Source organism: Lysinibacillus sp. BSL11 (assembly GCF_052928325.1).
In genome coordinates this window covers 11,736-27,263 of the sequence record NZ_JAVGCX010000002.1, presented here as the reverse complement: position 1 = coordinate 27,263, position 15,528 = coordinate 11,736, and the positions used below count along the sequence as shown (strand labels likewise).

15 protein-coding genes and 2 riboswitches are annotated in these 15,528 nt (G+C 36.4%); of the genes, 11 read left to right on the top strand and 4 right to left on the bottom strand.

What is annotated here, in order from left to right:
• The first annotated feature begins 83 nt into the window (after window positions 1-83).
• The 3 genes from RCJ95_RS02780 to RCJ95_RS02770 are packed head-to-tail and all read left to right on the top strand — an operon-like array spanning window position 84 to window position 3,697.
• Complete coding sequence (locus tag RCJ95_RS02780; protein WP_369354407.1) at window positions 84-1,478, top strand: spore germination protein; 1,395 nt, start codon at window positions 84-86, stop codon at window positions 1,476-1,478.
• Window positions 1,479-1,505: 27 nt separating this feature from the next.
• Window positions 1,506-2,588: a GerAB/ArcD/ProY family transporter gene (locus RCJ95_RS02775; protein ID WP_369354406.1), complete on the top strand. Its 1,083-nt coding sequence runs from the start codon at window positions 1,506-1,508 to the stop codon at window positions 2,586-2,588.
• Window positions 2,585-3,697, top strand: a complete 1,113-nt coding sequence (locus RCJ95_RS02770; protein WP_369354405.1) for a Ger(x)C family spore germination protein — start codon at window positions 2,585-2,587, stop codon at window positions 3,695-3,697. The genes RCJ95_RS02775 and RCJ95_RS02770 overlap by 4 nt, the downstream gene beginning before the upstream one ends.
• A gap of 37 nt (window positions 3,698-3,734) precedes the next feature.
• On the opposite strand, the gene pgeF is transcribed toward RCJ95_RS02770, so the two are convergent.
• Complete coding sequence (gene pgeF / locus RCJ95_RS02765; RefSeq protein ID WP_446721868.1) at window positions 3,735-4,499, bottom strand: peptidoglycan editing factor PgeF; 765 nt, start codon at window positions 4,497-4,499, stop codon at window positions 3,735-3,737.
• A 158-nt stretch (window positions 4,500-4,657) separates the two neighbouring features.
• Here pgeF and RCJ95_RS02760 point away from each other — a divergent pair, with 158 nt between their 5' ends.
• From RCJ95_RS02760 to RCJ95_RS02745, 4 genes are all read left to right on the top strand, one after another.
• Complete coding sequence (locus RCJ95_RS02760; RefSeq protein ID WP_274772398.1) at window positions 4,658-5,287, top strand: transmembrane-type terpene cyclase; 630 nt, start codon at window positions 4,658-4,660, stop codon at window positions 5,285-5,287.
• Between the two features lie 231 nt (window positions 5,288-5,518).
• Window positions 5,519-6,127, top strand: coding sequence for a CAP domain-containing protein (locus RCJ95_RS02755; RefSeq protein WP_257521734.1), 609 nt, complete (start codon window positions 5,519-5,521; stop codon window positions 6,125-6,127).
• Between the two features lie 340 nt (window positions 6,128-6,467).
• A complete protein-coding gene (locus tag RCJ95_RS02750) occupies window positions 6,468-7,442 on the top strand; it encodes a VanW family protein (RefSeq protein ID WP_221680649.1) in 975 nt (324 codons plus the stop codon).
• A 98-nt stretch (window positions 7,443-7,540) separates the two neighbouring features.
• Window positions 7,541-8,365 (top strand): methyl-accepting chemotaxis protein, encoded by an 825-nt coding sequence (locus RCJ95_RS02745; protein ID WP_221680650.1) that lies wholly within the window; start codon window positions 7,541-7,543, stop codon window positions 8,363-8,365.
• 46 nt (window positions 8,366-8,411) lie between these two features.
• Here the strand turns inward: RCJ95_RS02745 and RCJ95_RS02740 are convergent, their stop codons facing one another.
• From RCJ95_RS02740 to RCJ95_RS02730, 3 genes are all read right to left on the bottom strand, one after another.
• Window positions 8,412-9,029 carry an HAD-IA family hydrolase gene (locus RCJ95_RS02740; protein ID WP_257521737.1) on the bottom strand — a complete coding sequence of 206 codons (618 nt, stop codon included), beginning with the start codon at window positions 9,027-9,029 and terminating at the stop codon, window positions 8,412-8,414.
• A 241-nt stretch (window positions 9,030-9,270) separates the two neighbouring features.
• Window positions 9,271-10,047 carry a YibE/F family protein gene (locus RCJ95_RS02735; protein ID WP_257521738.1) on the bottom strand — a complete coding sequence of 259 codons (777 nt, stop codon included), beginning with the start codon at window positions 10,045-10,047 and terminating at the stop codon, window positions 9,271-9,273.
• On the bottom strand, window positions 10,044-11,168 hold the full coding sequence (locus tag RCJ95_RS02730) for a YibE/F family protein (RefSeq protein WP_446721867.1): 1,125 nt from the start codon (window positions 11,166-11,168) through the stop codon (window positions 10,044-10,046). The genes RCJ95_RS02735 and RCJ95_RS02730 overlap by 4 nt, the downstream gene beginning before the upstream one ends.
• Before the next feature lie 220 nt (window positions 11,169-11,388).
• Window positions 11,389-11,514, top strand: a riboswitch (FMN riboswitch).
• Between the two features lie 116 nt (window positions 11,515-11,630).
• A riboswitch (FMN riboswitch) is annotated at window positions 11,631-11,756 on the top strand.
• A gap of 206 nt (window positions 11,757-11,962) precedes the next feature.
• Between RCJ95_RS02730 and ribE the strand changes: the two genes are divergently transcribed.
• The 4 genes from ribE to RCJ95_RS02710 all read left to right on the top strand — a co-directional run bounded on the left by ribE (window position 11,963) and on the right by RCJ95_RS02710 (window position 15,337).
• Complete coding sequence (ribE, locus tag RCJ95_RS02725; protein ID WP_004232779.1) at window positions 11,963-12,601, top strand: riboflavin synthase; 639 nt, start codon at window positions 11,963-11,965, stop codon at window positions 12,599-12,601.
• Between the two features lie 24 nt (window positions 12,602-12,625).
• Complete coding sequence (gene ribB / locus RCJ95_RS02720; protein ID WP_446721866.1) at window positions 12,626-13,255, top strand: 3,4-dihydroxy-2-butanone-4-phosphate synthase; 630 nt, start codon at window positions 12,626-12,628, stop codon at window positions 13,253-13,255.
• A gap of 15 nt (window positions 13,256-13,270) precedes the next feature.
• Complete coding sequence (ribH, locus tag RCJ95_RS02715) at window positions 13,271-13,753, top strand: 6,7-dimethyl-8-ribityllumazine synthase (RefSeq protein WP_274772407.1); 483 nt, start codon at window positions 13,271-13,273, stop codon at window positions 13,751-13,753.
• Between the two features lie 138 nt (window positions 13,754-13,891).
• On the top strand, window positions 13,892-15,337 hold the full coding sequence (locus RCJ95_RS02710) for a spore germination protein (RefSeq protein ID WP_257521741.1): 1,446 nt from the start codon (window positions 13,892-13,894) through the stop codon (window positions 15,335-15,337).
• The last annotated feature ends 191 nt before the right edge of the window (window positions 15,338-15,528 follow it).

The following is a 15,528-nucleotide window of genomic DNA, read 5'->3' as shown; positions in this document are numbered from 1 at the left end:
ATAATTAAATGAAAAAAAGACAAACTACTAAAAATTGAATGATATGGACTGGTATTTATCGGAACAAAAGGGGTGGAGCGAAAATGAACGAGATACCCGAGCAGATTGTCGCTAAATTAAAGCAGGAGATTAACGAAGTCGATGACGTAAAACTGAAAATGATTGCTACAGAAGAAGGGGATGTGACGGTCATTTATTTCTCCTCACTCATCGAAAAAATGACCTTACAAACCATGGTGACGATTCCACTAGCTAATAATTTGAAACAAATTCATCAAATGGCTCAATATGTGGACCCGAAGGATGTGAAAGGTGTCGTTAAAAAATTGAATGCTGGGCAAACCCTTCTTTTTTTTCACGAAACCAACGCCCTATTAAGCGTCGATACGTATAGCGCACCTACAAGGGCCATTACGGATACGGAAACAGAGTCGACTGTAATTGGTCCACAGGATGCATTTACAGAATCATTAGAAACGAATATATCGTTAGTGAGAAGACGTATTCAAAGCTCCATGCTAAAAAATGAAAATCGAATTGTTGGGTCAGAAGCCAATATTAAAATATCGATTATGTATATGGATAATATCGTGAGCCATGAAAATTTAGATGATTTAAGAAACCGTATTGACCAGGTAGATTATCCGTTATTTACGGATATATCCGTGTTGAAGCAATTAATTGAGGATAATCCATTATCGCCCTTTCCTCAATACTACATGACAGTCCGTCCAGATAGTATTTGCCGTTATCTTCTGGATGGGAGAATCGTCATTTTTATGGATAATAGTCAACTAGCCATTGTCTGTCCCACATCTTTTTTTGAAATGTTCGTGTCGATTGAGGATTACTACAACCGTTGGACAACAGCATCTTTATTAAGGATGCTGCGCTTTTTTGGTTTTTTCTTAACGATCATGATTACACCAATGTATATATCAGCCTTAACCTTTCATCCAGAAATTTTGCCATACGAATTATTACTAAATCTTCAAGAATCAAGAAGTAAGGTACCATTTCCACCACTGATTGAGGTATTATTTATCGAGCTTATTATTGAAGTATTGCGAGAAGCGGGCTCTCGAATGCCTGCCAAAGTCGGACAAACAATTGGTATCGTAGGAGGTATTGTAATTGGTACAGCGGCCGTAGAAGCTGGATTACTCAGTAATATACTCATTGTATTAGTCGCTACCTCAGCACTACTTTCCTTCTTACCGCCCATTTTCTTAATGAGTAATACTAGCCGATTTATCCGTTATATTTTTATCTTATCAGCAGGTTTATTTGGCTTGTTTGGACAGATGCTCGCCTTTGCGTGGTTAATCCACCATTTATTAAGTCTCAAATCTTTAGGAACGCATTATATGACACCTGCCATTCCAAGAAAGCCAACCGATTTATTAGATAGTGTCATCCGATTTCCAACTAAATATATAAGAAGTAAGACGGGTATTTCAAAAGCACAGAAAAAATAGCGCCAAAAGAGAATGAGGTGGTCAACTTTGAATACAACAAAAGGAAAGGTGTTAAATCGTTATCATGTCATCTTCTTAGCACAAAGTATTATGATTGGTACTGGTATCCTTTCACTACCTCAAAAATTAAGCTCCATGGGCTATACACAATCATTTATGCCACTTCTCTTCGGCGTGATTGCCAGTCTGACGCTATTTGCAATGGTATGGCTTTGTTCGAAGTTTCCCAATGATGATTTATTTCGAATGAATGAAATATTATTGGGGAAATGGTTCGGAAAGTTTATAAATCTACTCGTCATTATTCAATTTATTGTTTTTAGTGCAGGGATTATTAGTAATTATATGCACTTAATTCAAAGTACAGCTTTGCAAGAACAAACCATTACCATGCCTGTCCTTTGCTTTTTAGTGTTACTAATTTACATTGTAAGTGGGGGTATTAAATCTATTGCACGGTTTTGTATAATGACATTTTTTATTACCATTGGATTATTCTATTTTACGCGCTGGGCCATTGAAAAAGGTGATCCAAGTCATTTTTTACCTCTATTTAATTTTACGCCTCGGGAATTTTATGAAGCGTTAAAGCAAGGTTATTTTTCTATACTAGGTTACGAATTAATTCTATTTTATTTTCCATATATCATCGATCAAAAAAAGGCATTTCGTCATTCCTTAATCGGTATTTGGATTAGTATATTTTTATGTTTTATCACAACAGCTATTAGCGTCATGTATTATTCAGAGTGGCAATTAAAAAATGTAGAGTTTTCAGTATTAAACCTATTTAAGGCAGGAGAATTTACCTTTATCGAGCGAATCGATATTATTGGCATTACGCTTTGGGTTTTTCTAATCTTATCCTCGATTACAGCCTATGTATGGTGTGCAAAAAGGGGTATGGATACCTTCCTTAAAAAGAAAAAGCAAAGTTATCAGCTGTATATCATCGCCTGTATCATTTTCTTTATTGTAAAAATGCCCTTTTCGCGTGAATTCCAAGAAAAATTATTTATGGCAAGTAACTATGTGGGCTATGTACTGCTGATTTGGCCAGTGCTTTTAATCCTGATATATGTTATTCGCAAAAAGCAGGTGCAGGTATGAAAAATAAACGTCTATGCATCATTTCTTTTTTGATTTTAATTTTACTTGCAGGCTGTTCTAAAAAAGAATTAAAAGTTCCTCTCGAGGATGTTGGGATGGTAGATTCGATGGCCTTTGATTATATCGATGAAAACCAGATGAGACTCACAGTAGCGATCCCCCAATATTCTCCTGAAGCAGAAAAAGACACACAAACTTTTTCTATCACAACAGATTTAGTATCAAGCGGCATCGTGGAAATAGAAAAGCAATCCGATAAGAAAATAGTCTTTAATCAATTGCGCGTTGTCTTAGTAAACGAAGATTTTGCGCGGAAAGGGAATGTTCGAAAAATTGTTCAGCACTTGTATCGCAATGCGGAAGTAGGTAATAAAGTATTAATAGCTGTTGTGAAGGATAATGCGGAAGCGATTTTAAAAGGGGATTATCCTGATAAGCCAAGTATTAATTTTTATTTGAACAATCTATTAGAGCCGAGTATTAATACTGCTTTTAACCCCAATACCAATATTCATGATTTTATGTACTCGATTACAAATCCTGTAGTGGATACAGTATTACCCTATGTAGAAAAACGAGGGGAGAAATTAGAGATTAAAGGTGTTGCCATATTTAAAGGGAATCAGATGCACGAATTAATTAAACCTGAGGAAGCACTAGTTATTCAAGCTTTAAGTGGACAGAAAAACCTTGCTCCTTTGCACCTTGATTTAAATGCAGGACATGGAGAGGAAAAGGTAATGATTGATTTAATCGAGAGCAGTGTGAAAAAAGAGAGTAATAAAAATATGGAATCACCCAAATTAACGATTTTCTTAAAAATAAAGGGTACATTAAGCGAATATAAGGGAGAAAGAGAATCACATTTATTTACAGTTGAAAGGATTAGTGATCTGGAAAAAGATGTGAATAAACAGCTGGAACAGGATATTAGTGAATTTTTAGCGCGATTAAATAAAACAGAGGTAGATCCAGCTGGCTTAAGTGAAGAATTTAGAATGTATCATCATGGAAAATGGACATCGAAAAAAACAAGAGAGCTTATTAGAAAATTAGACGTGAATGTCCATGTAGAAACATCCATTATTAGTACAGGTACTTTAAAATAACAGCAAAGACCCATTCGATAAGAATAGGTCTTTGCTGTTAGTGTGTTTTTCGCATAATAAAGCTTAAATGTCTTCCAGCTTGTTTGTCTTGACGATAAGAAAAGCCATCAGGACTAAGGAATGTACAGGTTTCATCAATTTGTATTTGATTCGCTGGAATACCCGCAAGCTCACATTGCTTTTTGACTGTTTGCTGATTATCAATATGGTATTTTTTCGTTTCTGCATTGTAATACATAAATTCTTCGGCATAACCAAGACTGTGAAATTTTTCATAAACATCTGCGTCTACCTCAAATTTCTGCTGACTCAGTGCCATACCGATTTGAACATGAAAGTCCTCAGGTCGACACTGTTCTTCATTCATAAGATGCTGAAACAGTTTGGGTGTTATTTCTTTGACTGTTCCTTGCCATCCCGAATGAATCACACCGACAAGTCCATTCACAGCATTATAAAAAATAACGGGCACGCAATCTGCCGTAAAACTACATAATAGTAAGTTAGGCTCTACGCTATAAAGCGCGTCTGTATTCTTCACCGCTGTATCCATTTGCGCAGCTCCTCGTCCTTGATCGGCTAATGTGGCTTTATGAAAGTTCGCACTATGTGTTTGCTCTGTACAAATAAAATTTTGTAAATCACAGTTCAATGTCACAGCTAAATGCTGACGATTGTTAATGATAGCTTGAATATCATGGCAACTATGCAAAGCCATATTATTGTGTTCTACTTCCATCTCATCTTTTAAGGTCGTTCCCGCGATAAATTGCTCATTATCTATATACATTTTTATTTTCATTTAATCACCTCATTTTACTATATAGGATTGCTTATGGAATGTATAGGTTGCCGTTTTTTACTATTTAGCTACTCCTTTACCCGTCTATCAAACTTTTAGACATAAAGAATCGATTCCCTCATATAGTAGAAGGAATGCTAGAGAGGGGGAGAGCGTGAATGTTGAGTGAACAAGACATATTATTAATTTGCCAAGTAGGAATGGGTCTTTTTTGGATTTTTACATATATACTTGTTATTTACAAAGGATGGCAAGATAAAACCTATGGCATGCCTATGGTCGCTATTTGTGCCAATATTTCATGGGAATTTATCTTTGCCTTTTTCTATCCACAAAATGACCTGCAACGCTATATTACGCTGATTTGGTTTGTATTGGATGTCTTTATCTTGATGCAATTTTTACGGTATGCTCCAAATGAATATCGAAAGATGCTATCAAAAAAGCTATTGTATTTCTCCTTTTTGATCACATTAATTTTTAGCATGCTGATTATTTTAGGTCTAGTCTATGACTTTCAAGATTTCGAAGGTAAGTACGTAGCATTCTTCCAAAATCTTATGATGTCAGGACTATTTATTGCTTTATTATTGCAAAGAGGGAATTTAGCTGGTCAATCAATGGGGATAGCAGTTTGTAAGATGGTAGGTACATTATTTGCAGCGGTTGGCTTTTATCTATACTTCCGCACACCATTAATTACCATTATTTCTGTAGCAACGCTCTTTTATGATTGGCTTTATATTCTCTTAATTTATCGATTACAGCGTAAACAATTAGCAAAGTAGGATATATTGTGCAGCTATTGATCACTGAATCTATTAGTAATGTATGCCAATTACAAACATATTGCAACTTGATGACAATTCAAATGGTAAAGTATAGCGAGATAAAGGGCTTTAACCAAACATATGGCGAGCTTGTCATACAATTGTAAAAATCCTTCCAAATATTTTGTGATGATTATGGCTCAAAAACTATTTACGATAATGGTAGAGCAATTAGGAAGGGTGATTAACATGTTTAAAAAATTAAAAAAAGCAGCACTAGCTTCAGTAGTAGCAACTTTATTATTAGTGCCAGTTGCGGCAATGGCCGCCGAATCCTATACAGTGACATCTGGTGATACTCTATGGAAAATAGCATTAAAAACAGAAACGGGTGTACAGGAATTAATTGATGCCAACCCACAACTTGCCAACCCAAATCAAATTTCTCCAGGACAAAAAATTAACGTCCCTGTAAAAGAACAGGCAACAGTTGAACGAGAGGTTGTTAAACTTGTCAATGCAGAACGGGCAAAAGCAGGTCTATCAGCATTGCAAGAAGATTGGGAGCTATCAAGGGTAGCTAAATATAAGTCGCAAGATATGCACGATAAAAATTACTTTGACCACACAAGTCCAACGTATGGTACACCTTTTACAATGATGAAAAACTTCGGTATTGCGTATAAATCTGCTGGCGAAAATATCGCGAAGGGCCAACGTTCCGCACAGGAAGTTGTAACGGCCTGGATGAACAGTGAAGGACACCGTGCCAATATCCTTAATAAAAGCTACACACATATTGGTGTAGGCTATGTACAGGACGGTAACTACTGGACACAAATGTTTATTCAAAAATAAAAAAGAAAGAGTATCTATTGGCTTTTGGGATAGCTAGTAGATGCTCTTTTTCGCGTTAAATACTAAAGTATACCGTATTGGAAGCGTATATTACTTTTTAAATTCTCCTAAATCACTAAAAGGTTAATCAAGGCAAAAATGGCGATTTACTGAGCAGTAAAAACAACTTTACAGGTTGATACTCATCTTTTGAAACATCAAACTGGAGATATGTCAGGTATAAGGATAATGTAGCGTGTTTTTGCTGTCTTGACAAATAAAAATAACCAAAAAACAACACACTATTAGCAATAGACGAATAAGATGTCTCTGTAGTATGAAGATAGAGGTGGTGTTATGGTTGAAAAAGAAGTGGTTAGCTACATGCTGCGTTATCTGTATGATAGGTCTAGTAGGTTGTGAAAAAGAAGCAGTCCATCATAACAAGCTAGAACAAGAAATTCAACAACGTGAGGAAGTTCAGCAACCTGTTACATATGAACAAATGATTGATCCTATTGTAGAGGTTGTTGATCCAACTACGAGTAAGGTACTTAAAACAATATCTCCAAAGGAATGTGGCTTCGATACTGACCCACAAGCCTATCAAAAACATCTAGAACAATTAGCAAGAGAATGGGCGAGAGGAACGGACACATCAAATGGCTATGATCAGCGTATGCTGCTTGATCGATTGGATGAAAACGGGCAAGTGATTAAGGGGAAGCCGCAAATTATTTTAAAGGAAAGTGAGCTAGTGGAGCGTATTATCGAAGCTTCTGCGACTGGTGGTCAGGTAGAAATGCCGCTCTATATAACAGAAAGTGGCTATTATTTTGAGGATCTTCCTTTATTAGAGGAAGTGGTTGTTGCATCTTATACTACTTATTTCAATCGTGCTGATTTAGGAAGAAATAAAAATATAGAGCTGTCTGCCAGAGCCATTCATAATGTGATTGTAGGCAGTGGCGATTATTTTTCTTTTAATACAATTGTAGGTCCAAGAGATGAGGCAAATGGCTATCAACCCGCACCTGAAATTATTAATAAGAAGGTAGTCATGGGAATTGGCGGTGGAATCTGTCAAACTTCTTCAACCTTGTTTAATGCAGTAGACCAAATTCCCATCAAATATGTTGAGCGCCATCATCATTCGTTAGATGTAGGATATGTCCCAAAAGGAAGAGATGCTACGGTATCTTATGATACGTTAGATTTTAGGTTTCAAAACTCAAATGATGTACCATTTTTAATTAAGGCAAGCTATGGAGCGAATTCTCTAACAATTGAAATTCGAACGGCAGAAAAATATGTAGAATTATTGAAAAAATCATAATCTTGTAATGAGACACCACTGGACGTTGGTGTCTTTTTTCGGATCGCATGATATAGTTAAATTGATACAGTTCAGAAAATTTTAGGGAGGAAAAGACAATGCATCCTAAACTACAAGCAACTATCGATTCGATTGATTTATACCAAGCAACTTACCCAGAGGATGCTTGTGTCATCGTGGCAGATACGGAAAGAGTGCTTGCCTACAAACCAGGAAAAAAGGTTGACTTAAAAGTTGGGGTTGGTGATCCAGTACATAAATATCGAGGTACAGCAACAGAAATAGCGTTAAGTTCAGGGAAATTTGTAAAAGAGGAGCGTGGTGCAGAAGGTTTTGGTATGGCCTATATTGCCTCTGCCCAGCCTATTTTTGAAGGAGGACGTGTTATTGGCGTAGTAAGTGCCATTATTTCCAATGAAAAAATGGATAGTATGCGCCTACTGGCAACCGAGCTTTCAAGTGCTGTAGAAGAAATGACAGCTACAAATGAAGGATTAGCCACTGCCAGTAAGGATGTATCCAATCGTTTGGAAGAGTTGTCTAATTTCTCAGAATCAATGACAGGCGATATAGAACAAATTAATGTGATTGTCCATTTAGTAAAAGATTTAGCTATGAAATCGAGAATTCTTGGTCTAAACGCATCCATAGAAGCGGCACGTTCAGGTGAGCATGGGCGTGGCTTTGCGGTGGTCGCTTCTGAAATTCAAAAAATGTCTCAGAGTAGTACAGAAAGTGCTGATAGCATAACTGTGCAACTAGAAAACATTAAACAATCCATCGATCAGGTCAATGCATCATCGAATCAAATTGCTGCGTTTACACAGCAGTTTGCTGCGAGTATGCATGAATTAACAGATGCCTACAAAGGGGTTAATAGTACAGCAGAAAAGCTTATGCAAATTAGTGACATCAAAGGATAGTCATATAAAAAGGATAATAGACAAGTGCTATTATCCTTTTTCATGATTAAATGATCTCTAAAATTTCCTGTGGTGTTGTGACACTGTATTCAGGTTCTTCATTTTGCACGACCTCTTTGGCATCATAGCCCCATTCCACCCAAATAATTGGTACTCCGGCTTTCTTACACGCAACAATATCCCTTTGCTCGTCTCCAATATATACGACGTCAGATGAGTCAACATTCGCTTCCTTTAAAAACTTTTTCATTACTTTGTCCTTACCAAAAATGCGGTTGGAGCAAAGTACATCTGCTACACAATGAATACCGTTCATTTTAAGAAATTCTAAAATATTCTCTTTAGAGTTTGAGGAAATAATCAGGATTTTATAGCCTCTTTTATCAATCTCTATTAATACTTCCTTCATTCCCTCGAACAGATGAACATCATTTAATGATTGGCGATACAATTTATAAAATTGCGGTAAAATCATAGGCAACTTATACATTGGAAAGTCGAATAATTTACTGCGTTCTGAAATTGATAATTTTTTTAATGTATCAATTTCCTTCAATTCAATGCCTTTAAATTTATATTTTTGGGCTAAAGTATTCCATGCTGATGCAAACACAGCAGTAGAATCTGCCAGCGTCCCATCAAAATCAAAGATAATATGCTTCATTGCAAACTTTCTCCTTTTTCATCTCGTTGTATTGACGTTCTATGCTAAAAAATGTTACATGGAATGGGCGATCTAGTAATCCTGAAATAACAACCATTTTGAGCGTACGTAAACATCTTATGGTAAATATTATCAGAAAATGAGGCGATTGCAATGGAAATGCTACAACAAAAAGAGGTGTCTCATAAGTCCATTGAGACACCTCGGCCTTATTTTGTTTTATGATAGGTGCTGGTAATTTTTATAAAAGTTTTTCTGATTTTTCGCGTGTACGAATTAAATAATAGGCATTGATGCAGGAGGCGATCGGAATAATCAGTGCAATGCCGATACCTGCACAAAAAATGGTTGTCATTTCTGCACTAAAAACCTTGGAGTTAACAATTTCTCCAATCGAATAGGAGAGGTCCTTGAACCAGATTAACAAGCTTAAATAGCCACCAAAGAAAGCAAAAAATAACGTATTGGTATCGGTTCCTAATATATCTCTTCCTATACTTAAGCCAGCTGCAAATAGTTTTTTTCTACTAATCGAAGGATTACGATAAAAAATCTCATGCATGGAGGTAGCGATAGAAATAGCTACATCCATAATGGCACCTATCGTACTCATAATGATGACTGATGCACCAATCTGCACAAAATTAACACCAATGTAGAGAGAAAAGATGCTGATTTCTTCAGTTGATTCTTCGCCAAACCCTTGGATCATCGACTTTTCCGTTACAAAGGTAATAAAGAGTAGTAACACAACTATCGTCACCATCGTCGAGATAAAGGCTGTAATGGTTTTACTATTTGTTTTATTGATATAGAAAAGGCTAATACAGCTAATGATCGTACAGGCAATAAACGTCAAGATGATAGGGCTATTTTTAGGGTTTGTCATTAAAAAAATGGTGACAAAGAGTACACCAAAGTTTAGGAATAAAGAAAGAAATGAGCGTATCCCCTGTCTACCGCCGACTAGAACCATTAACACGCACAATATAACTGCTAATAAGACGACAACATTCATTCTCGAACCCTCTTTCGATTAATGAAAAATATAGCGGTATACAGACTAATAGGAATCGTAAGGACAACACCAATACCCCCTGCTAAGGCACGGGCTAATTCTAAAGAAAGATTTAAGGACAATGTAAGCCCTAATGTGGAAGAATTTTTTAAATAGAGAATAATCATAGGTATGGAGCCGCAAAGGTAGGCAAAGAATAAAATACTTGTAATAGTACCCATGATATCTTTACCGATTTCATGTCCCGAAGATTTAAGTGCTTTGACAGGGATCGTAGGATCTTGCTCGTATAAAGCAAAAATCGAGGAAGCCATTGTAATAGAAACATCCATTACTGCCCCGAGTGAGCCAATAAATAAACCTGCCATAAAGACGGTACGATAGGGACGCGTTAAAAATTGCATTTCTTCATAACGAAGACCATTTTCACCTGTCAACCACATTACAATAGAGCTTATGATAAGCGCTAGAATAGTGCCTAAAAGTGTGGACACGATGGCTACATATGTTTTTGTATTTAATCCACTAATAAGTAGTAGCGAGATAATTGTAAATAGCACCGCACAAATGCCGCTGACTACTAATAGGCTTACGCCCCCATGCTTCACATAAAGATCTAATGCGAATGATAAAATCACAGCATTGACCACCAGGCTAATGATAGAAAATAAGCCTTGTCTTTTACCTATAATAAGTAGGGCAAAAATAAAAATCCATGCAATCATTACCATGGTTTGATCACGTTTTAAATCGACAATGGTTCCTGTTAAAACTGATTGTGCTGTGCGATCATCTAGCGTGACAAAGATTTCATTGCCTACATGGTATTCTTGATCAAAAGCACCAGACGAAGAATAGTCATTCGTCAAATGAATGGATTGCCCCTTATGCTGACCATTTTTGATAATGGCCATAATTTCCTGTGTAAATAAAAAATCCTTATTTTCATACATGTCTTTCATTGGTTCTGATTTTGTTACATCCACTTGCGTTATTTTCGCTATCGGTCGATCATAAAATTGTTCATTATGATGTACGAAAACAATCGAAACCCCACAACAGAATGCTAATAGGGCATAGCAAATAGCTTGTTTAAAAGGTATATTTTTTAAAAATGTCAAGTAAATGACCTCCAAACGGCTAGACTGAATAGTCACTTGTAAAGGAACGTTTTTTTGATTAAGAAGTTCCATTAACAGGTTAAATGTCATCATTTTAATAACATCTTTTACATTTTTTAAGTCTCGTCAGAGCTGTTTAAAATTTATGCTTCCAAAAAAATTTAAAAAGAAGGATGGATAATATAATAAAATAGTGTTATCGTAAGACTAGCTAAATAAAAATATTCTTCGGGGTAGGGTGAAATTCCCGATCGGCGGTGATGAAGCAATTCAAAGTCCGTGAGCGCAAGCTGATTTGGTGCAAATCCAAAACCGACAGTTACAGTCTGGATGGGAGAAGGGTAAAAATGCGAACTTTTTAAATTGATTCTAATTTAGAAGGTTTATTTGACTATGCATTTATTACAAAACTTCCCAATCACCTTGTGGGAAGTTTTTTTATTTAGCTACAATCGAATAGAAGATGTTCTTCGGGGTAGGGTGAAATTCCCAATCGGCGGTGATGAAGCAATTCAAAGTCCGTGAGCGCAAGCTGATTTGGTGCAAATCCAAAACCGACAGTGATAGTCTGGATGGGAGAAGAACGAATGAGATAACAGTCTATGAAAAAATTGTTTTCAAATAGGCTTATTTGTTGATGTCTTATACTCCCAAAACCCCTTTGATGTAAAGGGGTTTTTATTTTTATATTGTTAACGAGAGAAGGGAGAAGGATAAGGATAAGGCACAAAAACAGGTGGATCAACTTTAAAAGTAAAGAATAGAAGTGCTAATAAAGTAGAGTAGGTGATGGAATGTTTACTGGACTTGTAGAGGATATTGGTATCATAAAAGCCGTGCAAAGCGATCGGAACAGTATGAAAATTACGATTCAATCAGCCAAGATAACGGAGGATGTCAAGCTTGGTGACAGTATAGCGGTCAATGGAGTTTGTTTAACGGTGACACATTTCACACAACAGCAGCTTACGATGGATGTTATGCCTGAAACAGTCAAAGCAACAAATTTACAGCAGCTGGCAATAGGTGATTCTGTTAATTTGGAGCGGGCCATGCCTGCTAATGGACGATTTGGAGGTCATTTTGTTGCTGGTCATGTTGATGGAGTCGGCAAAATTTTGCGAAAACGTCCAGTGGCAAACGCCGTTTATATTGATATCGAAATGTCTGAGGAACTAACCAACTTTTGTATTCCAAAGGGTTCCATAACAATTGATGGCACAAGCTTAACCCTTTTTCATGTTGAAGCCAATAGTGTCACGATTTCGCTCATTCCTCATACTTACAAAGAAACCGTTTTAGGTTTGAAGAGGGTTGGAGCAATCGTTAATATCGAAACCGATTTAGTCGGAAAATACATTATAGGGCAATTAAAAAAAGGGCAAACAACGCCAGCTATTACAAGAGATTATTTAGCACAACATGGTTTTTAAATCATAGAATAGGAGTTGATCATCGTGCTACATTCAATTGAAGAAGCCATAGAGGATTTAAGGCACGGCAATATGATTGTGGTGGTTGATGATGAGGATCGAGAAAATGAAGGAGATCTTCTGGCACTCGCTGAATTCATCACACCAGCAACAATCAACTTTATGGCAACCAATGGTAGAGGTTTAATTTGTACGCCGATTTCGCAGCAGCTTGCACAACAGCTAGATTTATATCCAATGGTTCAGCACAATACGGATAACCATCAAACCGCATTTACGATAAGCATCGACCATGTAGAAACAACGACAGGGATTAGCGCCTTTGAGCGTGCGCTAACGATACAAAGGATGATAGAAAAGCAAGCTAAGCCGACTGATTTTCGTCGACCAGGCCATATTTTTCCGTTGATTGCGAAAGAGCAAGGAGTGCTGCAACGGAGAGGGCACACAGAGGCGACGATTGATCTAGCGAAGCTTTGTGATAGTGTACCAGCAGGTGTTATTTGCGAAATTATGGGGGATGATGGGCACATGCTTCGGTTTGAAGAACTGACAAAGTTCGCTGCACATCATGGCTTAAAAATGATATCGATAGAAGCATTGGTTGCATATCGTAAACAATTATCCACTAATAAATCTAAAATTTCTATGTAAAAAGGAGAAAAAACAATGGGTCAAACATTTGAAGCACAATTAATTGGAACGGATTTGAAAATTGCAGTAGTAGTGGGTCGTTTTAATGAGTTCATTACTAGCAAATTATTGGATGGGGCAATGGATGGTTTAACTCGTCATGGGGTTGATCCTGCATTTATTGATGTTGCATGGGTACCAGGGGCTTTTGAAGTTCCTTTTATGGCAAAACAACTGGCAGAAACAAAGAAATATGATGCCATTATTGGTTTAGGTACTGTTATTCGTGGCTCTACAACACACTATGACTATGTTTGTAATGAATCTGCAAAAGGCATTGCCAATGTGTCATTGTCAACGAATGTACCTGTTATTTTTGGAATTGTTACTACCGAAAATATTGAACAGGCAATTGAACGTGCAGGAACGAAATCTGGTAATAAAGGCTATGATGCGGCAATGTCTGCAATTGAGATGGCAAATCTAAAGAAAATGATTAGTTCAGGACAATTTAAATAGTCGTCACAACATTTGTTTCTTTGAATATTTTGAACAACCATGGGAAAAATATGCTTAAGTGTATTTATTGAATGTGATTGTTTTCATAAATGTACTAATCTTGAGCTGGCTCAGTAGGAGATGAGAAGTATTTCATCAATGGAACAAATTAATTTGAAAATGTTGAAATCACTATTTCAACGCTCTGCTGATGTGATTTTCCAACAATATAATTTTCAGCAATATACAGTACATTTGATAACTTGTGATGCAATGGTCAATGAGCAAATTCTTCAAACTGTGGTTGTTCAACGTGTTCAATCTTTGTTAAGCAATGTCACTGAGGACATGCTAGAGGAAGAAATCGAACAGCATTTACACATTCCCTATTTACAAAAGATTTTATCGAAAGAGGATGCGGTAACTAGGGTCTATAAAGGACATGTCTTATTGTATTTTGAAGAAAATCAATTACTTTATTCTAGTGATATTTCAAAAAGACCCAATCGAGAGCCAGGGGAAACAACATTAGAACTAGTAGTAAAGGGACCTAGAGATGACTTTATTGAAGACGTTTTTATTAATATTGCTTTATTAAGAAAACGATTACCCACTAATTCTTTTAGTGTAGAGACATTAGAAATTGGCAAGCGTTCTAAAACAACCGTAGCCATTTTATATATGGAAGACATCGTAAATTTAGATATGCTGGAACAAATTCGACTTCAATTACAAAAAATTGATACGGATATTGTTATCAATGGTGACTTATTAATGGAAACAGTTGAAAAGACAGCGACAATTCTTCCAAGACATGATTATACAGGTAGACCTGATTTTGCAATGCAGGCGTTAATTAGAGGAAGAATACTCTTAATGATTGATGGTGTGTCCTATGCTATAATTACACCTACGAATATTATGTTGCTCTTTAAATCGGCAGAGGATAATGAGTACCCAATCATTGTTAGCTCGATGGAACGATTACTCAGAATTGTCGGGATATTAATAAGTATGCTGCTGCCAGGTTTTTGGCTTGCATTGACAACTTATCATCAAGAACAGCTTCCATTTCTACTACTTGCAACAGTTGTCGAATCGAGAACGGGATTGCCTTTTCCAACTATTCTAGAAATTTTAATGATGCTATTTATGTTTGAATTGTTTCGTGAAGCCAACTTACGTCTTCCAAGTGCAGTCAGTGGCTCAGTTAGTGTGGTAGGGGGGCTAATTATTGGAGATGCTGCTATTAAAGCAGGTGTTACAAGCCCCTCAATGATTGTTGTAATTGCCATTTCCAGTATCGCTGCATTTACATTGGTCAATCAATCGTTTGTAACGGCTATGAGTATTTTTCGATTAATCATTATTATGGCTTCGGCGTTTTTTGGTTTATTTGGTTTTTTTATAGCCGTGTTTTTCATCCTTTTGTATACTACAAATATGAAAGTCTTAGGAGTACCGTATGTAAACTTTAGTGCAGATTTTGAAAAAGGGGATGTTGGTAAGTCATTATTACGACTCTCTCCCAAGGGCTATAGTAAACGGCCTGCCTTTTTAAAGCCCCAGGATCGAACACGTACTTCAGAAAAAAAAAATAAGTAATTTTATTAAAGATCAGGTATAGTGGATACCTGATCTTTTTGTTAGTCTTTTAATTTTCCATTTAAATTAGGAAATGAGACATAAAACATTATTGCTTACCTTTTTAGTTTACTTTCTTGTCAGGGATTATTAAACTATTTGTTACAGTGTGTAATTTTGGGTATGAATAAAATAAAAATTGATTTTGTGTT